Below are 19,861 nucleotides of genomic sequence, written 5' to 3' on the forward strand. Positions count from 1 at the left end.
AAAGCCGATTTTTATCCGCTATAAAGGCGTCCACTTGCCCGCCGCCGAGGAGATGATTCATGAGCCGTATCGTTACCGTTGCCGCGACCCAGATGGCCTGTTCCTGGGACCTTGATGCCAATCTCGAAACCGCTGAAAGGCTGGTGCGTGAGGCCGCCGCCAAGGGCGCGCAGATCATCCTGATCCAGGAGCTGTTCGAGGCCCCGTACTTCTGCCAGAAGCCGAACCCGGACTACCTGCAACTGGCGACCACGGTTGAAGATAACGTCGCGATCAAGCACTTCCAGAAGGTCGCCCGGGAACTGCAGGTGGTGTTGCCCATCAGTTTCTATGAACTGGCCGGTCGCGCGCGTTTCAACAGCATTGCGATCATCGACGCAGACGGCTCCAACCTCGGGATTTATCGGAAAAGCCACATCCCGGACGGCCCGGGCTACCATGAAAAGTATTACTTCAACCCCGGCGACACCGGCTTCAAGGTGTGGAACACCCGCTACGCGAAGATCGGCGTGGGCATCTGCTGGGACCAGTGGTTCCCGGAAGCCGCCCGCAGCATGGCGCTGCAAGGCGCGCAAATCCTGTTCTACCCGACCGCCATCGGCAGCGAGCCCCACGACAAGACAATTTCGTCCCGTGACCACTGGCAGCGGGTACAGCAAGGCCATGCCGGCGCCAACCTGATGCCGGTGATCGCCAGCAACCGCATCGGTAACGAGGAGCAAGACGGCTACGACATCACCTTCTACGGCTCGTCCTTCATTGCCAATCAGTTCGGCGAGAAAGTAGAAGAACTCAACGAAACCGAAGAAGGCATCCTGGTGCACCGCTTCGATCTCGATGAACTTGAACACATTCGCAGCGCCTGGGGTTCGTTCCGCGATCGCCGTCCGAACCTGTATGGTGCGCTTAAAACCCTCGACGGTTCCCTGGAGTCCTGAATCGCCATGACCACTTTGCACAGCACCCCCCGCGCCGACGGCTTCTACATGCCTGCCGAATGGGCGCCACAGACCCAGACCTGGATGATCTGGCCCGAACGCCCGGACAACTGGCGCCTGGGCGGCAAGCCGGCGCAGGCCGCCCATGTGGCGGTGGCCAAGGCCATCGCACGTTTTGAACCGGTGACCGTGGCGGTCTCGGCCGGCCAGTACGAAAACGCCCGGGCGCGCCTGGACGTGCCGAATATTCGCCTGGTGGAAATGTCCAGCGACGACGCCTGGGTCCGCGATACCGGGCCGACCTTCGTGATCAACAACAGCGGTGAAGTGCGCGGTGTGAACTGGGACTTCAACGCCTGGGGCGGTTTTGATGGTGGCTTGTACTCGCCGTGGAACCGCGACTCCCAGGTGGGCGGCAAGATCCTCGAGATCGAGCGCAGCCCGCGTTATCGCACCGAAGGGTTTGTGCTGGAAGGCGGTTCGATCCACGTCGACGGCGAAGGCACCCTGATCACCACCGAAGAATGCCTGCTTAACCGCAATCGCAACCCGCACCTGCAGCGTGAGGAAATCGAAGCGGTGCTCAGCGCCAACCTGGCGGTGGATAAGATCATCTGGCTGCCGGATGGCCTGTTCAACGACGAAACCGATGGGCATGTGGATAACTTCTGCTGCTACGTACGCCCGGGCGAAGTGTTGCTGGCCTGGACCGACGACCCGCAAGACCCGAACTATGCGCGCTGCCATGCCGCCATGGACGTACTGCAAAGCAGCACCGACGCCCAGGGCCGCTCGTTCACAGTGCATAAAATGCCGATCCCGGGGCCGCTGTACGCCACCGAGGAAGAATGCGCAGGCGTGGACCCGGTAGACGGCACCCAGGAGCGCAATCCCACCGTGCGGTTGGCCGGTTCCTACGTCAACTTCCTTATCGTCAACGGTGGCATCATCGCGCCGAGCTTCGACGACCCGCTGGACAGCCGCGCCAAGGAGATTCTGCAGAGCCTGTTCCCGCAGCATGAAGTGGTGATGGTGCCTGGCCGCGAACTGTTACTGGGGGGCGGCAACATCCACTGTCTGACCCAGCAACAGCCGGCCCCGCACAAAAACTGAGTGCAGTTGTAACAGCCTGGTGCCGGGTTTACCGGCATTCGAGTGCGCCATGTTTTGCGCGCTCACGGAAAGCCCGCGGCCCGTCAGGTTCGCGGGCTTTTTTGTGTGCAAGTGCCGACAAACCGGGCACATTGGCATAGCTCTTGTATCGCTGTTGCGACACACAGCACGGTGTATGACTAAGCGGTTCTGTCATAAACCTTGAGTAAGTTAGCCGCTCATGCCGTCGGAGAGAGCGCTGAAATGAATGCCGATATCAACCTGATGTACACGCGCACGTTCCACCCTTTGCGGGTGAACGGTGACGCGATCCACGCGCTGGCGCTCTGGTTGAAGGCAAACGGTTCGCGGCAGATCAGGACGCCCGACCCGCGCCGGGTGATGAGCGAACGGTACCCGGCGGGGCTGTTCAGCGAGGACGAGGTGCAGGCGTTGTGTGAATTGATGCAAGGCTGACGGTTGTTTTCAATGTTGTACTGGACCTTGTGGTGAGGGAGCTTGCTCCCGCTGGGCTGCGCAGCAGCCCCAAAACAGATCATCGAGTTCTATCTGAAAAAACACAGTCGCCTATTTTGGGGGCGCTTCGCACCCCAGCGGGAGCAAGCTCCCTCGCCACGCAAGCCTGTTAGAAACTGTAGGTTCCGGTCACCATCAGACTGCGCGGGTCGCCGAACTGAATCTGCGCCGCACTCGTCGCTGACGCGTAGTATGTCTTGTCGCTGATATTGTTCAGCGCCGCCCGCACATCCCATTCCTTCTGCCGGAACCCGGCCAGTGCGTCCCAACGCCCATAGCCCGGCAACAATACCGTGTTGGCGTTATCCGCATAGCGCTCACCCACCAGCGTCAGCCCGGTTTCCGCGTACCAGCCCATCTCCGGTTTCCAGGTGACGAACAGGCTCGCGTTGCGCTTGGCCACGTCGCTGATGCGCTTGCCTTCAAAGCCATTGTTGTCTTTCACCACCGTGGCGTCCTGCAGGCCGACGCCACCGCGCATGTACCAGTTGCCGATGATCTTGCCGGTAGCGGTCAACTCCACGCCACGGGAACGCTGCTCGCCGCTGAGCAGGGTGATGGTCGGGTCCAGCGGGTCGCGGGTGCGGCGGTTGTAGAGCTCCAGTTCATACACCGCCAGGGTGGTGCTCAGGCGGTCGTCGAGCCAGTCGCTCTTGACCCCGATTTCCTTCTGTTTGGTCAGCTCCGGGCTCAGGTCGTTGGCGTTGCCCGTGGCATTGGGCGTGATGCCGATCAGGCCGCCGCCGGTCGGCGAGAACGTCTTGCTCCACGAGGCATAGAACGAATGGTGTTCCAGCGGCGTCCAGACCAGGCCCACGCGCGGGCTGGTGCTGTGGCTCACGACCTGTTCCGAGGCGTTGATCAGTTTGTTGGTGGACTCCACATCAAAGCGGTCATAGCGCAAACCGGCGAGCAGTTGCCATTGATCGTTCAGGCGCAGTTGGTCCTGCACATACACGCCCTGGCTTTGCGCTTCGGTGTGACTGCTGCTGAATGCCGGCAGGCGACCGTAGTGGCGCAGGTCCGGGTTGGGGTTGTAAACATCCACGCTCGGCACAGCGGCGAGCGGCGCTCGATAGAGTTTCGGGTCACGGCGCTGGTTGCCCAATTCCACTCCGGTGAGCAAGCGATGCTCCAGGCCAAAGGTGGTGAAGCCGCCTTCCAGTTCGACGTTGTTGAGGATGTTGCGGGTGGTCAAGTCCTGCTGCCAGCGCTGGCGCCCGACCTTGCCGGTTTTTGGGTCGTAGCTGACGGCGTAGGTGTTATCGAAGTCGCTGTCTAGGGTAAACACGCCCAACGTATGGCGCAGTTGCCAACTGTCGTTCAGCTCATAGGCAAGCCGCGAACGCAGGGATTGGGACGTGTCGTCGATGTAATCGCGCTTGTCACCATAAGTGGTGCCGCGGCTGACATCTGCCGGCCGCCCATTGACCCCGGGAATGCCCCGGTCCGGCGTGCGGTTGTAGCGGCTGTATTCGTACTGCACCAGCCAGTTCAGGTCGGGGCTCAGTTGCCAGCTCATGGACGGCGCAAACAGTTGGCGATTGCCGCTGACGCCGTCGCGGAAACTGTTGTTGTCCTGGTTGCCCATGTTCAGGCGCAGGCTGATGGTGTCGGTGGGGTCGGTGCTGAGGTCGGCGTACAGGCTGCGCAAATCATTGCTGCCGCCCTGGGCCTCGATGCTGGAGGCGCGACCGGCCTGGGGCAGCTTGCTCACACGGTTGACGATGCCGCCCTGGCCGCCGCGGCCGTACAACACGGCTGCCGGGCCCTTGAGTACTTCGATGCGTTCGATGTTGTGCAGGTCGCGCACGTATTGGCTGTCGTCGCGAACACCGTCCAGGTAGAAGTCGTTGCTGGCGTCGAAGCCGCGGATGCGCAGGCTGTCGAACCGTGTGTCGGCGCCGCTGCTGACGTTGGGTATACCGCTCAAGGCCTGGCCCAGGTCATTGGTGCCGTAGGAACGCAGGTTGTCGGTTTTTACCGAGTCGATGGCCTGGGGCACATAACGCACGGGTGTGGCCGTGCGAGTGGCGGTGCTGGTTTCCTTGACGCGCGGGTCGTCCTCGTCAGCTTCGGCGCTCACGGAGGTTTCCGGCAGGACAGTGGCAGCGCAGGTAAATCCGGCAGACAGCAGGACAGAGAGCCCAAGGGTCATGGGCGTCAGGCGAAGGGCAGGCATCGGGGTGTGTCCAAAAAGGTTGGCAGAATAAAAGCGCGTTAATGGTAATGCTTACTATTTGCGCAGGTTATCTATTCCTAGGCGGACCTTTCTGAAAAATGTTACGGCGTATGTTTTTCAAGGGTATTCGACCGATTCTCGAAACAGTCTGAAAGCCGATCCGGGGTTTTTCCCAATTGTGCGTAAGACTAATCTGCCGGTCATCAACATCCATCGGAGCCCGTCATGTCGGCAGCCACACTTCACTACATTTACGACCCGCTGTGCGGCTGGTGTTACGGCGCCGAGCCGCTGCTGAGCGCCGCCCGGAGCGTGTTATCGATCCAGTTGCACGGCGGCGGCATGATGACCGGCGCGAATCGCCAATCCGTATCGCCGCAGTTGCGTGACTACGTAATGCCCCACGACCGGCGCATCGCCGAGTACACCGGGCAACCGTTTGGCGAAGCGTATTTCGAAGGTTTGTTGCGGGACCACGGTGCGGTGTTCGATTCAGCCCCGCCGACCAGCGCCGTGCTGGCGGCAGAAAAAATCGCCGGTCGAGGCCTGGAACTGCTGGCGCGTTTGCAAACGGCGCACTACGTCGAAGGTCGCCGAATTGCCGATAAGGACGTGCTGCTGACCCTGGCCGAATCCATTGGTTTGGATCCCCAAGCCTTCACCGCCGCTTTCAGTGAAATCCTTGGCGCAGCAACCCAAGCGCACATCAATGACAGCCGCCAATGGCTGGCAAAAGTCGGCGGCCAGGGCTTCCCCACGCTGGCCCTGGAGCAGAATGGGCAACTGCAATTGCTCGATATCAGCCCCTGGTTGGGCAAGCCAGAAGCCTTCGTTGAGTGGCTGAGACAAAGAGTCGCAATTTCGATTCAACCCACCCAATCGAGTGCACCAATGTGTGGCCTGCAAGGGTGTGCAGATCCAGGAAGCGCTTGATAGAGCCTTGCGCAATGATGGCTATTTAATGTTTCTTAGACTTTTTTAGCCTAAATACAGAAGATTCACGAAATTGACACACAGTAAAGGGCGCGGATAGGATTCGCCCCAACGCCTGTGGCTAACCGCCATGACTTCCCCAATAAAAAAAGGCCCGCGGCATTTCACGTCGTCCGCGGGCCTTTTTTTATCTGGGAAAGTCGACACCAGAAAAGCAACACGGAGCCTGGTGTCACAGCGCGTACTCAACCAGTAATAAGGAATATAAGAAAATGTTGAAGCAACGGATGGGGCTGATCGCTCTGGGGATTTTGAGCGCTACGCAAGCAATGGCTGACGACCAATCCCAATCGAAGGGTTTTGTTGAAGACAGCCACCTGAACATCGCGGCACGCAACGCGTACATCAGCCGCGACTACAAAAACGGCAAGCAAGACAAAGCCGAATGGGGCCAGGGCTTCATCGGCAAGTTCGAATCCGGTTTCACCCAAGGCACCGTTGGTGTGGGTGTGGACGTGATCGGCCAATACGCCATTCGCCTGGATGGTGGTAAAGGTCGCAGCGGCGCTGGCGGTATCGACTTCTTCAAGCAAGGCGACAGCGGCGAAGCGGCCAACGACCTGGCCAAGGGCGGCGCTGCCGTCAAGGCACGCATCTCCAACACCGTGATCAAGTACGGTGATCAGATGCCAGCCGTGCCGGTCCTGGAATACGACAACTCCCGCCTGTTGTCCGAAACCTATACCGGTACCTCGATCGTCTCCAAGGAAATCGCCGGCCTGCAACTGGACGCTGGTCACTTCACCAAGGAAGCTCGCAAGAGCGCCGAGGGTTCCGACAGTGGCGCGCTGAAAAGCATCGACTACATCGGCGGTAGCTACAAATTCACCGAAAGCCTGTCGGCAGCGCTCTACGCTTCCAACATGCAGGACGTGCTGAAGAAGCAATACGTCAACGTCAACTACGTGCTGGCCCTGCCAGAGAAGCAATCGTTGACCTTCGACTTCAACGGCTACAAGACCAAGCTCGACCGTAGCTTCGCCCTGGAAAACCAAGGTGACGCCGACGCTCGCGACAACAAAATCTGGAGCCTGGGCGCCACGTGGGCCGTTGGCCCGCACAGCTTCACCGTGGCTCACCAGCGCAGCACCGGTGACACCGGTTACCTGTACGGCGGCTACCGCAACGCAGGCGGCATCGGCGACGGTGGCAACACCATCCTGCTGGCCAACTCCTACTGGTCTGACTTCAACGGCAAGGACGAGCGCTCCTGGCAAGCAGGCTACGGCCTGGACTTCAGCGCCTTCGGCGTGCCTGGCCTGACCTACAACATCGCCTACGTGCGCGGCACCAACATTGACGACGGTTCCAACCGCGGCAGTGGCACCGAGCGTGAAATCTTCAACCAGTTCAAATACGTAGTACAGAGCGGCCCGGCCAAAGACCTGAGCCTGCGTGCCCGTGCGTCGTGGTTGCGCGTTTCCAACAACGCCAGCAACTACAACGTGGGTGGTAACGAGATCCGCCTGTTTGCCGACTACCCAATCAATGTTTTCTAATTGATTCGGCGTCGCGCCTGATTCAAGGCGATAAAAAACCCCGACTGGTTCGGGGTTTTTTTATGCCTGCGATCAGCGCTTGCTGGCGGCTGCGATGATCACATCTGCGACCTTTTGCGGCTGCGACAGCATCGGCACATGGCTGGTTTGCACCACGGTGGTGGTGGCATTGATTTTCTTCGCGTAGGCCTGCTCCAGGCCCGGGTCGATCATGCGGTCCTTGGCGGCGACGATGTAATAGTTGGGTTTGGTTTTCCAGGCGGCGACCGTGATTTTATCGTCGAACGCCTTGCCCAGAATCGGCCCCTGGGTCACGGCAATCAGGTTGGCCTGGTCGGCAGGCAAGTCCTGGGCGAAGTTTTTCGCCACGGACGCGGCGGGCAAATACAGGTAGCCGGAAGCGTCGGCACTAATGGTCTCGATACCCGGCGGGGTTGGGTAGCCTTTCTCGGACTCGGCAGAGCTCTGGCCCTCGGACGGCGCGAACGCGGCCACATAAACCAGTGCCTTGACCTTGTCGCTGGTGCCGCCCTGTGTGATCACACTGCCGGCCCACGAATGGCCCACCAGAACCACTCGCCCACTCTGGGCATCAATCACCCGCTGGGCGGCGGCCACATCATCGGCCAGGGACGTCAGCGGGTTTTGCACCGCCACCACCTTCAAGCCTTTGGCCTGCAACAGCGGAATCACCTTGTTCCAGCTGGAGCCATCGGCAAAGGCGCCGTGCACCAACACCACGGTGGTGTCCGACAGCGCCGGGGTGGCGGCATAGGCCTGGCCGGTGAGCATCGCGGCGGCCATCAGTGTAGGCAGCAACAGGGTTTTGAATGTGGATTTAAGCATGTGGGGCACGTCCGTAAGTGAGGGGTTATCGGCCAGCACTCAAGGCGTTTGCAGCCTGCCTTAAGCATGTAGGCAAGACGCGCGGGGAGGGCGGTTATTCCAGGGAGCAGTAAAAAAAACGCAGCGCCGGACGTCTCGATTGATTACATAGCATCACTAATGAAGTACTCCGCCCCACCTTTATCCACCTCAGGCAACCTCTTAAATTGGCCTCACTGCCTGCCCACCATGTCGATGGGCAAGTCACTGGAGCCTTGTCATGCCATTTGTCAGCGTACGTATCACCCGCGACGGCGTTACCTCGGAGCAGAAAGCCCAGGTCATTGCCGAAATCACCGAAACCCTCGAACGCGTCCTCAACAAACGCCCGGACCTGACCCACATCGTCATCGAAGAAGTCGACACCGATAACTGGGGCTACGCCGGCATCACCACCACCCAGTACCGCAAACAGCTCGCGGAAAATCCGTCATGAGCACGCCTGTCACCATCGACTTCATCTCCGACGTGGTGTGCCCGTGGTGCGCCCTCGGCGCCACCGCCCTGGAGCAAGCCATCGACAACCTGGCGGGCGAAGTGAAGGTTGAACTGACCTACAAACCCTTCGAACTCAACCCTGACATGCCGGCCGAAGGCGAAAACGCCGTTGCCCACATGATGCGCAAATACGGGCGCAGCGCTGAAGAAGTTGCCAGCGGCAAAAGGATGTTGATGGAGCGGGGTGCGGCCATCGGCTTCACCTTCGACCTGGAAAAGCGCAGCCACTTCTACAACACCTTCGACGCCCATCGGTTGCTGTTTTGGGCGTTGCAGCAAGGGCGCCAGCTCGAGCTGAAAAAGGCGCTGTTGCGCGGGTATTTCAGCGATGGCCAGAACGTCAGCGACCACGAAACCCTGGCGCGTCTGGCCGCCGAGGGCGGGCTGGACATTGAAGGCGCACGACGGGTGCTGGGCTCTACCGCCTACGCCAATGAAGTGCGCGAGCTGGAAGCGTTCTACCGCGAGCACGGCATCAACTCCGTACCGGCCATGGTCCTCAATGGCCGCCAGCTGGTCTCCGGGTCGCAATCAGTCAGTTACTACGAACAGATGCTGCGGGAAATATCCGCTGCGGCTGCTTGAACCATCCCATTTTCCATATAGAGGTTTCATCATGAGCAATTCGAAAAAAGTCGTTGTGATTACCGGTGCATCCCAAGGCCTGGGCGCTGCTGCAGTGAAGGCTTACCGCGAGCTGGATTACCGCGTGGTTGCCACTTCCCGGTCGATCAAACCGTCGACGGATCCGGACATCCTCACCGTGGCCGGCGACATCGCCGACCCGGCCACCGCCGAGCGCGTCATCCGCGAAGGCGTAGCGCGTTTTGGCCGCATCGACAGCCTGATCAACAACGCCGGGATCTTCGTTGCCAAACCGTTCACCAGCTACACCCACGAAGACTACGTAAACGTGTTGGCGGTGAACCTGAACGGGTTCTTCTACATCACCCAACTGGCGATTACCGAGATGCTGAAACAGGGCGCCGGGCACATCGTCAACATCACCACCAGCCTGGTGGACCACGCGATTGATGGCGTGCCTTCGGTGCTGGCCTCGCTGACCAAAGGCGGGCTGAACTCGGCGACCAAATCGCTGGCGATTGAATACGCCAAGCGCGGGATTCGCGTGAACGCGGTGAGCCCAGGGATTATCAAGACGCCGATGCATGGGGAAGAGACGCATGCGGCGTTGGGCAGCCTGCATCCGGTGGGGCATATGGGTGAAGCGCGGGATATTGCGCAGGCGATTGTGTACCTGGAATCGGCTGGGTTTGTGACCGGGGAAATTCTGCATGTGGACGGTGGGCAGAGTGCTGGGCACTAAGCGATACGGCTGAATAAAAAACGCCCCGGACCGTGATGGTTCGGGGCGTTTTTTGTGTGGCGGCTTCTAGCCAGACACTCTAAAACAAACAACAAAGAACAAATGTGGGAGCCGGGCTTGCCCGCGATGGCCCAGCCAACACACTCACAACCTGACACACCTACAGATTATTGCCCGGCGACTCCAACACCTTCACCACATCATCAATCACCGCCTTGCTCATCTCCTGCAGATAGTGCGAAGCCCAGGCGTACCGGTCCGTATCCCGAATCATCGCCGCATCCTCCGCCAGCAGCTTGGCCACATGCAGCAAATCGGAAACGTGAGACAGCGCTTCGCTCAGGGAAACCCCGCTATTAACGCGGAACAGAGGCTGGTCGGAATGAAATGAAAAAGGGGTAACGCCGAGGGTAGTGAAGCCAGACGGATTTGGAGCGCTCATCGGTAAAACTCCCATATCAAGTGAGAGCTACCACGTTCGTTATCAGGCGAATGGGTGGCAGCTGTGCGCAGGCTGATAAACCGGAGATACAGGAACCCGGCAGACCCGAAGGTCTCCCACGCACAGCCGCCATTGCACGAAATGGTGGGCGTAAAAAAACGCCTGCACATCGTGGTTGTGGGGCGCTGTTGCGCCTGCATCTTGCCGGGTTATCAGGCCCGGTCGCTGAATTGGCAGCGACAGGGGAGGGTAGCGTGGTGGTGGGGTGGGTGCAACTGGGGAAATAGTTGTTTCGTTTTGCTGCTGCCGGGCTTGGTTCTGGCGGCCTGAATATGAGTCTGTCGCGTCATCTCAGAACGCTGAGCTTGAAGGGCAGGGTTGCCATTCCTGCAGCCAGCTCAGGATGAAAAATCGTGCGGCTCGTGCAGTTATGCCGTTTTATGGATACGTCATAATTATTGGCTACCCATAATTTGGCATAAAAGTCGGAAGGGCGAACGCATCACTAGCGTGGTGCTCATCGACAATCAGATGTCATCCGATAGACGACGCAATCCGCCGCAGCGTAGAACGACAATTCCCCGAACTCACCGGCGGTTACCACCTGCCACGCTTTACCCGGGTTGTCGCCGTGGCTGACGCGCCCGCCGGCGCCGGGATCTGCGACGACTTCCGGCCGCGCTACGCTGTCGACATCGAGGTCATGGGGCCGGATGGCGAGCCAGATACCAAGCTGCCGATCCTGGCCGGTGTGCCGTTGCCGCTGCCCACTGGTGGCGAGGAAATGGGCATCTATGCGTTCCCTGAGGAAGGCACCCAAGTGGTGGTGTGCTTTGCCTACGGCCTGCCACACAAGCCCTATATCCAAACCATTTTGCCCCACGGCCTGAGCATGCCCAGCGTGCCGAAGGGTGACCAAGTGTGGCAGCACAGCGAGGCCTGCCAGCAGCGTGTCGACGCGGACGGCAACTGGCTGCGCCAGACTGACGGCAAGATCCTGGACAAGGCGATCGAGCGGGAAGTGGAAGCGATGGGCAACACCGAGCGGTACCAAAGCCACACCAGGACCGTGGACGATCATTCAACCGAGTCGGTAGGGGGTATCAAGACTCTTGAAGCCCTGGGCGCGCTGAAGCTGCTGTCGGGCGGATCTGCGAGCCTGGCGGCGGTGGATGATCTACACCAGGCGACCGGGCGGGACTTGAACCTGGTGGTGGGGCAGAAGCACAACGCCACGGTGGGCGGCGACATGGAGGAAAGGATTCAGGGACTGCGTAAGAGCGTAGCGGCGGTCAGCCAGCGACTAGTGGCGCCCAAGACCTGGTTGGGGTCCGAGGGGGTGAACGTGCTGCAGGTGCTGTGTGATTTGCTCGATCTGGTGCAGCAGATGAACATCCAACTGGCGAGTCATACTCATGGGCCTACACCGGCACCTGGTAACGCTGCTGCGTTTACGGATAATTCGGGTAAAGCGATGATTTTGTCCAGTCGAACTAAGTCGATCACTCTCTGACGCTACTCCGAGGAGATGAGTCGGTGGTAAGTGGAGGGGCGCGTACCGTACGATGTTGAAAGCGGATCCAAAACACATGGTCAAAATTAGGGACAATCATGAGCAGCACAGTCAGCATATTCGAATCTATTCCTGGACCGGTGTGGGGGGTTATTGGTGCTGTAGCGGGTGCTACGCTTACATCGATTACTAACTTGGTCGCTAACTTTGGCAATAACAAACGGCTATCTCTTCAGCTTGCGCATGATGCGAAAGAAAAAAATATTGACCGGATGAATAATCTTCGCCGAGAGATCTATCTGTCGGCTGTCGCAGAAATGACTAAGGCCAGTAGTTATTTTGGAAAGCTTCCGCACGAAGACCCTAGCAATCAGAATGTTGCTGCTGGACTGGAGGGCTTATATGTTGCAGCGGCCAAGCTGTCGTTGGTTGCCCCGCCAGGGACACAAGAAGCAGTTGACAGCCTCGGCGTGGAATATTGGAAGCTCACACATAAGGTGATAGTTGCGCTTTCGCCAATGCAAACGTTAAAAGCAGAAATGAATCTCTATGGAGGTATGTACGACCAAGCAATGATTGACGTCAAACGAGTAATCGGAGCGATGAATAATCTACGGGAGGGTGGCTGTCCAGATGAAAATGCTATGTTTGGACTGAAGGAGAGTTTTGATTTTTTGAGTGGTCAGGCCGCTGAATTCTCCCAAAATAGGCAAGTGGCAACTAGTGAGTTTTATGAGCTGTGTGCAAAATACAATCACGAACTTATGGTAGATATGAAGCCGCTAGCAATACTTCAAGCAAAAGTGGTGATTGCTATACGGCAGGACTTTGGGATTGAAACGGACGAGGCTCGCATGATGGCTCATATGGAACGGCAGTGGAGTACGGTGTCTGAAGCGGTCGATCAAGCAAGTTCACAAGTCGTTTAAGTGGGTATGTAATTGAGCCGGCTTAATTGCCGGCTCAGTTTGGAGGAGATTTATTTCGTTACTAAGGCACTACTGATATGTCGTCGGGTCATATTGGATATAGATAAATTCTTTTTGGATAGCCCAACCCTCACGTTATCCCAGTCCAGAATGATCATTGTCGGTGTTTCGACTGGAGTATTGGGCCTTTCTATGAAAGCGCCAATAGGGAATGATGCTCCGTCGTTTAGGTCACTATGCTTTTTTAAATATTCTTCTATTGTGTTTCTTGCGCCGTCTACATTTTCGCGTATGGTTTTTCGTACCTCTTCATGTACGTGACTAATGGCGCCAATGTATGATCGTGCACCTTTTTTTAGGTCGAATTTTTCGGGAAGTTCGTTAAGTACAGCTTTTTTGAATTTAGGGTTCTCCGCTAAAATTTTCTTTTCTGCATATATTTCTAGATTGAAAACTAGCTGATCTACTTTTTTATTGTCGTCTATGGTCCAGCTGCTAGGTGCACTAACGGTGTGTACAGCTAAGCCACTATGGTTGACATGGTTTCTGAGAATTTCCATAGCTCGATAGTCTAAGCATTCATCATAATGCTTACTTAGCAGCGCGCCAATTGAAGCCTCTGTCTCAGAGCTATTGCTGGAACACTTCGCCGCGAGGCCAGCTACTAGTTCGGTATATTTTCTTCCGGTTGATAAAAAATTCACCAGTCTGCGATTTAGAGTTGATAGGACCTCATAGGTGCGATTGTAGTCATAGTGAATGCTATTAACTAAGTTGTCTAATGTTATTGTTAATTGTTCTTTTTCGAACTCCATGTAATTGCATAGTGCGACATCGTACTTTTCTTCTATATTTAGTGCGTCGCTTAATATGCGCCGGGCTTTAATTAGAAGTGCGTACTCGCTCCACTCAAGAGCTAACGTTTTATTTTTGTCGAGAGTTACAGATCCAAGATAATACTTTGCTTCAACGTCCATGCTGGATACTCAGAATTTTAGTCAGTTGATTCTCAAGAATTGAAACAGAAATTCAGGGTGCACGGTGATTTTTATGCCAAGCGGCACCACCAGGACTGTGCGTACGCACATCCATCTATGTACTCAATACCGCTCAACACAAAACCGGTCGGCGCCATTCCCGACAGTGTCGCGTCCTGCAGTAAAGGGAGGGGGTCTGGTTCGAGCGGCATTCCTTTGGACACTCTCGCTACGTTTGAGCTACGTCCCAGCTCTGGCGATAGTTGTGCGTTAACAAGAACGTTTCCCCTAATCGCTGGGTAGCGCCTTCTTTCTAGCGGGCTCAGAGCCACGCCTTTGCTCCGCATGGGTGTGATCAGCATATGCATAAGAAGTCCGCCTATTCCTCGCCTGGTTCATCCAGAAGCGCTTCCACGGCATAAGCCAAAGCACAATCCGCTTGCTCAAGAAGATCGCTTAGCCCATCTCGGTCGATCAGATTTGCTCTGTGTAGCGCGTGAGCCTCATCCACCAGCACCTTATGGTGGGCACCTGGATGCCTGATTAGTGCTTGCTTGTCCCGCAGGAATGACATCCAGGTCTGAATCGTCCACGCCTCAACAGGGTTACTTGGGCTCATTACCGATACCTGCACTATGTACTGTATATGTGAACAGTATATTGGCGTGCTATCGCGCAGGGGAGGGATCCGACGAAGTGCTGGTCGGCCTGTCGGGTGAAACTCTGGCGTGAAGAAAAAATCGGCTGAAAAAGCACTTATCCCCCTCCCGCCGACGGGGTTTGCGTCCTTTTTTTGTGCAATCCAGGATGTAGTGCAAACGAACCTGCAGCCCAGAAGGGCCAAGGCGCTCCGCGGGCGATCGGCAGTTTCACAGATTGTAAATTTTTGAAGAAAAGTACGGTGCGGTTGCACAGGGGGGCTGCAGGCGATCACGAACGGGGCAGAGCTGGAGGCCCGGGTTTCATTGAGTCGAAAATATAAAAACATTCGAACTAGGGAGTTTTCAGAATCGCAACCGGTAGAAAGTGCACGTCATTGCAGTTAAAAGGCGTGTCTCAGCCTATGCAGGGAGTCGCCCGCCGGCTGGGCCTGGCAGGCTGATTAAGTTCGGGAGAGGGGTTTCAAGCTTTTGCAGCGGCGCCGCGTACATGAGGAAGGGCAGCGAGGCGTTCCAGGCGGGCGAATTCCGCTTCTACCAACGGGACCAGCAACTGGTTCAATGCGCCTTCAAGTATCTCGGCCTGATGTTGAGTCAGTCGTTTTACTGTGCCGGTCACGCCGCTTGCGTAGCACACGCAATCGGGATCAATCCCAAGGATGTCCAGCGCACCATCTATATAGCCCCGTAGGTAGTCAGCGCGGTTGAACAGAATCAGGCTGGCCGGCCCTTCCTGGTAGTCCCAATGGACCTCCCATAGGGCGCCTTTCTTGATGACTTCAATTTTTGGAATGGGAGCGACGGAGCTAGGCTTTTTCATGGTGTTCTCCGGATTAAAGTCACGAGGCGAGAGCAGTCTGGGGTGGCGGGCCTGAAGGGCTGCTGAAAACTTTTTCCAGGTACACCCCCTCCTGACACGTAAGTGGCGTCAGCGGGGCGAAAAACGCCTGAAAAGCCCCGGATTCATTGGGGGGCGCCACTTACAGTCACGTCGTCAAAAAGTGTAAGCTAGGAGCGCATCTGAAAAAAACCCTTTAAAAACAGTAGGTTGAGAACGTCCTCACTTACAGTCACGAACTGTTCGGCGCCGACACTGATCTGACAGTCTACTTACGGTTTAGAAATGGTTCTAAGCTATTGAAATATAAGGGATAGAGATAGATAAAAAATCTGACTTACACTTCTTACGCACTTTTGATGTGCACACCGGAAAAATTTTCTCGTATGTAGAGAGGGTGACGCTCGACGTGTTCAGACAGTACCGTGGCACTAGATTTGCGGGGCCATTGATTAACCCGCCTGTCGATCGATGTCTGCTTCCAGGCTCTGGGTAACACTTCCGAATATGGTTGTTCGCTTGGTCGCAGATCTGTGTAGCACCACGTGCAAGTGAATGAATATTTGGGTTTACTCAAGAGCCTCTGTAACGAGGCTCTTCGGATATCTGCGCCTTGTAAAGAACCTGCTGGTGATCCACATGCCTGAAACGGCACCCGCGAAGGAGTAGAAGATAAGCCCGGTATCTGCTGTCTGAGAAAAGAATGAAGGTCGCGGGGCATAGATAGCAGAGAGGTAGATCGACACGAACACGATGAACGGGACTACATCTGAGGCAATGGCGCCTAGTTTTCCGGTTTTTTTCTTTTGGGGCTTGGGGCGAGTGAATTGACCAAAGTTCCGGATGCCCGCTGGAAGACCTTTCAAGGTGCCCTTAATAAGAGGGTGCCGATCAGTACTGGTATGCAGAATCTCCACCACAACCCCATCGTTTGCATCGAGGAAATTGAAAGTGAATCCCATCTCATTAAAAATGTGATCTGGAAGTTCGCGGAATGAGAAATCGTTTACCGCACGACTGGACCTCACTATCGAGATGGATAGGATTTTGCCGTCGTCTCCTACGCGGAACCGGAGGGGGTCCTTATCAACAATGTCTGCACCACTAACGGTGTTCTCGCCGCTGTTCCAGAAAATCAGTGTGGATTTGGTTAGACGGGGAATGCTCATGCCGTCGTATTGAACGACTATCTCTGGTGGCAGCGCGTCTGAGGCGCTCCCCAGGAGATGCTCTCCCAGGTAGACATAGGCCAAGCTGGTTCGTCTGCGAGTCCATAGATATGTAAGGACCGCGAATGTGATGCCTGCAATCCCAAGCAACGTGCCAAGCCAGCTTTTGTCCAGGAGGCCCTGTGCATAGTCGATCCACGACATTACCGTATCCCTACAGACGATGAGGAAGCGAAAACTGGTTGCTTGTTACGTGCCTTGTTACGTATGACACAAAAAACAAAGGCCTGCATCGCTGCAAGCCTTTGTTTTTAAATGGTGCCGGCACCAGACGAACGGTATGTTTCAGCGAGACTAGGTTTTCCGGGCGTCTGGAGTTCGCTGGAAAATTCGGCGTACCCCAACTAGTAACTATAAACAAATCAGCTAGTTATGGCTTTCAGTGGAATCGAACCAGGGATTTTTTAGATGTCAGCACATTGTCGGTCTGTAAGTAGTTCAGAGCCGCATACGAATGGTAAACCTCCTGAATCTGAACGTTGTCGATCACCCCTTCCGTAGAGGATAGGCAGGAATCCGCCAAAAGCTGCCGTAGCGACTGGCAGCAGACGTCCGATTTTGGCTACCGTTGATACGCGATTTTGAGTTCCAAGCAAGAAACCCAAGATCCAGGCTGCTTTTCAGGTCGGTGACCATTAACTCGGAACTTGTTATTTTGCTCAAGTGTGCGAGACATCCGATTAACAATCGCTTAAGGCCCAACCGCCCGATCATTACCACTCCTTGTTGCCATTTGCTCGCCTATCATAAAGAAGTTGTTAGCATCGTCCGTCAAGGGGCCCAATGCCATGAATGATCCATGAAGAAAGTGAGCAAAGATGCCCACTACAACTGACTGGCCACTCGATGATCTAAGTATCTGTTTAACAAGGCGTTTTATAGATATGCAGGAGCCTTCCCCGATAAAATCCGGGCATGCTATACTAGGGTTTACCCATTTCCATTTTTTATGGAGTTTACATGAAAATCATACATAAACAAAACCTTCCCCGACTTCCAAGCAACGTTAAAGAGCTAGTCTCGGACGGTGTATATGGGCTATTCACTGTAGAGGGTGAAGACAATGAGTACGCGCTTATTCTAGGACAAGAATCTACAGCATACCTTTTGGATTCAGATGGCAATGTTAATGAAGTTGTTATGGGTGAGCAGTACTCTAACCTTGACCTAGCAGAAGCCGTAACGTTTTACGATGAAGAAAGCCGCGCCATCAGAATAAATGCAGCCTAAACTTAATATAACACGCTACTAATCAGGATGCATTTAGATGCACGCAGTGGACAGCGGCAACACGTGCTGGGTTTTTGTTTCTGATTCAACTGAATCTCGGCACATTTATGATGTGATTCACGCAATATCTGTGCTTAGAGACTTGGGCGTCCGTAATGATGCCATTCGCTTTTTCACAGATGACCCTCAAGCTATCAAGTACACCGTGGCCTATAACTGCCCAGCTCCCCTCCCCATCAGTACTTTTGACCAGGAGCTGGCGAACATAGCGGCTTTTGACTACCTGTTCATAACGCTCGCTGGCCATGGCGGTATCGAGGGGATTGGGCATCCGGTGAAAATTTCGTCTCATTCACTGGTTACTGCTGCCCGCAGCTCTGCCGACACCAAGCTGGTGGTCATCGCCGCTACTCAGTGCTTTGCTGGCACGTTCAACTACATTGATGCCAGGACAGAGCCACGGATCATTATGTTCGGTGCAGCCAACCTCAGCACGAGCTTGAGCACCCAAACGTCGATCCCCCAGCCAATCCCATCGCAAGTACAAGGCATGAGCCTCCAGCACTGGCAGGCCAACTCCTTCATGCTTCATCTGTTTAGATGGATCGCCAACCCCAAAGACATCGACGGCGATGGTCAAATGACACTGCTGGATGCCTATAAGTATTCTGGTGCCACAGCCTCTGGCACAATCATAGACGTAAAACCCGTGCTCTTCATGCATGCCCAGACACTGGCCCAGAAATCCCGCCAGCTGGACGAAGATATCCAAAATGGCGTAATCCCAAATGATGCGCAGACCATGCTGCAAGCCAAGACGCTCCGCATCCAATTGCACCAAATGGCATCGCTCCTCCACACAGGGCAGGAGCCATGGCTGCTTCATGCTGATCTCGCCAGACAGCTTGTGATGTTCTGACGCTGTGCCATGGCAAAGATTAAGGCGCTTTGCATAAGCGCCTTGCCAAGAGCCTTTCCCTTGGTGCTGACATCAACGCAATCCCATCCCCGCACACCTGATGATGCGAATGTCAGCTCTGGGTCGATAGCTAACAATCGTCAATGCACTACTCGCTTCGTGATAGGCCTCACTGCATTTAGCGGATGACGGGAAAGCTCTGGTTGGCCTTTAATTAATCAAGGCCAGAAACTGCACACATAAAAAGGCGAGCGCTCCGTGAGGTCCGCTCGCCTTTCTTAATGGCTTCGTATGCACACTATGCAAGTCTAGGTTGGCGTAATATGTATCTTACTCACAAAAAGGTGCTAAGCACTGCTATCACCAGACCCAACCCGCCTACCGCTCTACCGCGGCCTAATCTGTTGAGGGTTATGAGGGCAGTATGGAGCGGCCTGAGAATAAGAAAGTTCACCGCTGTGACGCAGTAGAACCAAAGATATGACCGAATATTCAGTAACGACGTTACGGTGTTGGCCTTGAACTCCTCGGGAGTAACAAATTGAGGGCCATTTTCGACCTCTTTGAAAGCACCGAGCGCCAGCTTTGATATAGTTTCAAGATCCTTGAAGTACTGGGTTTGGATCGCCTTCACTTCTTCAATTTGCACGATAATGGTCACTTCTAGGGCAGCTGACAGGCGAGGCCGCCAAATCTCAACTGCCGCCAAAATGATACCAAGTACGCCGAAAAACATGCTTGCAGACATTTCTGTAACACTCCTATTTTTATGGTTATTTTCGTGTCTTGCATTAATGCTATCGCAGCAAATTTGCAGATGTAAAGAAAAAACATGCTTGACGTTTTTTGGAAGTTTGGCATACAGAGTTGGCAGATAATCTTTTTAGCCTTATGTTTTATAGAAAAATCAGCCTTTTTGGCTGATTAATTATCCTGAGTATGCACGGCAAAAAATTTCGAAAATCTGGTCCTGGATGCTGCAGGATCGAGTGGAGTGAATCGCCTGGGTCCACCTAAGCCCTGCGGCGAGTCATTCGCGGCCGCTTGGGGTAAATGCCAATGATTGTTCTATAGCATTGTTGGATTGGTTTCACCCAACTCTGCAAGACTCTCGAAGCCCGCTTCTGGCAGACATTAGCCGATTCCCACGGGGCGAAGTCGACCTATATCAGCA

At 55.4% G+C, this 19,861-nt stretch carries 21 protein-coding genes; 12 read left to right on the plus strand and 9 right to left on the minus strand.

The features are described 5' to 3' along the window. Positions 1-59: 59 nt before the first annotated feature. The 3 genes from aguB (at position 60) to HYE77_RS21290 (ending at position 2,507) form a co-directional block, all read left to right on the plus strand. Positions 60-938, plus strand: a complete 879-nt coding sequence (aguB, locus tag HYE77_RS21280; RefSeq protein ID WP_177069279.1) for an N-carbamoylputrescine amidase — start codon at positions 60-62, stop codon at positions 936-938. A gap of 6 nt (positions 939-944) precedes the next feature. Then, the gene (aguA, locus tag HYE77_RS21285) at positions 945-2,051 is read left to right on the plus strand and encodes an agmatine deiminase (protein ID WP_102604451.1); all 1,107 of its coding nucleotides are present in this window, start codon (positions 945-947) and stop codon (positions 2,049-2,051) included. A gap of 243 nt (positions 2,052-2,294) precedes the next feature. Continuing rightward, entirely contained in the window at positions 2,295-2,507 is a 213-nt protein-coding gene (locus HYE77_RS21290; protein ID WP_003213240.1) for a hypothetical protein, read from the plus strand. Between the two features lie 169 nt (positions 2,508-2,676). Here the strand turns inward: HYE77_RS21290 and HYE77_RS21295 are convergent, their stop codons facing one another. Next, entirely contained in the window at positions 2,677-4,749 is a 2,073-nt protein-coding gene (locus HYE77_RS21295; protein WP_177069280.1) for a TonB-dependent siderophore receptor, read from the minus strand. A gap of 225 nt (positions 4,750-4,974) precedes the next feature. Here HYE77_RS21295 and HYE77_RS21300 point away from each other — a divergent pair, with 225 nt between their 5' ends. Beyond that, entirely contained in the window at positions 4,975-5,682 is a 708-nt protein-coding gene (locus HYE77_RS21300) for a DsbA family protein (protein WP_102367902.1), read from the plus strand. A 272-nt stretch (positions 5,683-5,954) separates the two neighbouring features. Next, a complete protein-coding gene (locus HYE77_RS21305; protein ID WP_003218115.1) occupies positions 5,955-7,241 on the plus strand; it encodes an OprD family porin in 1,287 nt (428 codons plus the stop codon). Between the two features lie 72 nt (positions 7,242-7,313). Here the strand turns inward: HYE77_RS21305 and HYE77_RS21310 are convergent, their stop codons facing one another. Then, positions 7,314-8,087: an alpha/beta fold hydrolase gene (locus HYE77_RS21310; protein ID WP_177028481.1), complete on the minus strand. Its 774-nt coding sequence runs from the start codon at positions 8,085-8,087 to the stop codon at positions 7,314-7,316. 259 nt (positions 8,088-8,346) lie between these two features. Between HYE77_RS21310 and HYE77_RS21315 the strand changes: the two genes are divergently transcribed. Genes HYE77_RS21315 through HYE77_RS21325 form a run of 3 tightly spaced genes read left to right on the plus strand, consistent with a single transcriptional unit; the run spans position 8,347 to position 9,951 of the window. Then, positions 8,347-8,562 carry a 4-oxalocrotonate tautomerase family protein gene (locus HYE77_RS21315; protein ID WP_003218111.1) on the plus strand — a complete coding sequence of 72 codons (216 nt, stop codon included), beginning with the start codon at positions 8,347-8,349 and terminating at the stop codon, positions 8,560-8,562. Beyond that, complete coding sequence (locus tag HYE77_RS21320; RefSeq protein WP_177069281.1) at positions 8,559-9,209, plus strand: DsbA family oxidoreductase; 651 nt, start codon at positions 8,559-8,561, stop codon at positions 9,207-9,209. The genes HYE77_RS21315 and HYE77_RS21320 overlap by 4 nt, the downstream gene beginning before the upstream one ends. 31 nt (positions 9,210-9,240) lie before the next feature. Continuing rightward, entirely contained in the window at positions 9,241-9,951 is a 711-nt protein-coding gene (locus HYE77_RS21325) for an SDR family NAD(P)-dependent oxidoreductase (protein ID WP_003218108.1), read from the plus strand. A 160-nt stretch (positions 9,952-10,111) separates the two neighbouring features. On the opposite strand, the gene HYE77_RS21330 is transcribed toward HYE77_RS21325, so the two are convergent. Further along, positions 10,112-10,393: a DUF3077 domain-containing protein gene (locus HYE77_RS21330; RefSeq protein WP_102370209.1), complete on the minus strand. Its 282-nt coding sequence runs from the start codon at positions 10,391-10,393 to the stop codon at positions 10,112-10,114. 541 nt (positions 10,394-10,934) lie between these two features. On the opposite strand from HYE77_RS21330, the gene HYE77_RS21335 reads away from it, so the two are divergent. Both HYE77_RS21335 and HYE77_RS21340 read left to right on the plus strand, forming a co-directional pair. Continuing rightward, positions 10,935-11,906: a hypothetical protein gene (locus HYE77_RS21335; RefSeq protein ID WP_177069308.1), complete on the plus strand. Its 972-nt coding sequence runs from the start codon at positions 10,935-10,937 to the stop codon at positions 11,904-11,906. A 98-nt stretch (positions 11,907-12,004) separates the two neighbouring features. After that, positions 12,005-12,835: a hypothetical protein gene (locus HYE77_RS21340; RefSeq protein WP_177069282.1), complete on the plus strand. Its 831-nt coding sequence runs from the start codon at positions 12,005-12,007 to the stop codon at positions 12,833-12,835. Positions 12,836-12,885: 50 nt separating this feature from the next. On the opposite strand, the gene HYE77_RS21345 is transcribed toward HYE77_RS21340, so the two are convergent. From HYE77_RS21345 to HYE77_RS21360, 5 genes are all read right to left on the minus strand, one after another. Beyond that, on the minus strand, positions 12,886-13,812 hold the full coding sequence (locus tag HYE77_RS21345) for a hypothetical protein (RefSeq protein WP_177069283.1): 927 nt from the start codon (positions 13,810-13,812) through the stop codon (positions 12,886-12,888). Positions 13,813-13,883: 71 nt separating this feature from the next. Next, positions 13,884-14,180, minus strand: a complete 297-nt coding sequence (locus HYE77_RS32645; RefSeq protein ID WP_242487124.1) for a hypothetical protein — start codon at positions 14,178-14,180, stop codon at positions 13,884-13,886. An 11-nt stretch (positions 14,181-14,191) separates the two neighbouring features. Further along, a complete protein-coding gene (locus HYE77_RS21350) occupies positions 14,192-14,431 on the minus strand; it encodes a hypothetical protein (RefSeq protein ID WP_256347425.1) in 240 nt (79 codons plus the stop codon). A gap of 503 nt (positions 14,432-14,934) precedes the next feature. After that, positions 14,935-15,291, minus strand: coding sequence for a hypothetical protein (locus HYE77_RS21355; RefSeq protein WP_177069284.1), 357 nt, complete (start codon positions 15,289-15,291; stop codon positions 14,935-14,937). A gap of 587 nt (positions 15,292-15,878) precedes the next feature. Continuing rightward, positions 15,879-16,682, minus strand: a complete 804-nt coding sequence (locus tag HYE77_RS21360; protein WP_177069285.1) for a hypothetical protein — start codon at positions 16,680-16,682, stop codon at positions 15,879-15,881. A gap of 816 nt (positions 16,683-17,498) precedes the next feature. On the opposite strand from HYE77_RS21360, the gene HYE77_RS21365 reads away from it, so the two are divergent. Beyond that, the gene (locus tag HYE77_RS21365; protein ID WP_177069286.1) at positions 17,499-17,768 is read left to right on the plus strand and encodes a hypothetical protein; all 270 of its coding nucleotides are present in this window, start codon (positions 17,499-17,501) and stop codon (positions 17,766-17,768) included. A gap of 37 nt (positions 17,769-17,805) precedes the next feature. Then, positions 17,806-18,687 carry a hypothetical protein gene (locus HYE77_RS21370; RefSeq protein WP_177069287.1) on the plus strand — a complete coding sequence of 294 codons (882 nt, stop codon included), beginning with the start codon at positions 17,806-17,808 and terminating at the stop codon, positions 18,685-18,687. 334 nt (positions 18,688-19,021) lie between these two features. Here HYE77_RS21370 and HYE77_RS21375 read toward each other — a convergent pair whose 3' ends face one another. Further along, positions 19,022-19,435 (minus strand): hypothetical protein, encoded by a 414-nt coding sequence (locus HYE77_RS21375; protein ID WP_177069288.1) that lies wholly within the window; start codon positions 19,433-19,435, stop codon positions 19,022-19,024. Between the last annotated feature and the right edge of the window lie 426 nt (positions 19,436-19,861).

The sequence above is a fragment of the Pseudomonas sp. IPO3774 genome, assembly GCF_013386835.1.
Taxonomy (GTDB): Bacteria; Pseudomonadota; Gammaproteobacteria; order Pseudomonadales; family Pseudomonadaceae; genus Aquipseudomonas.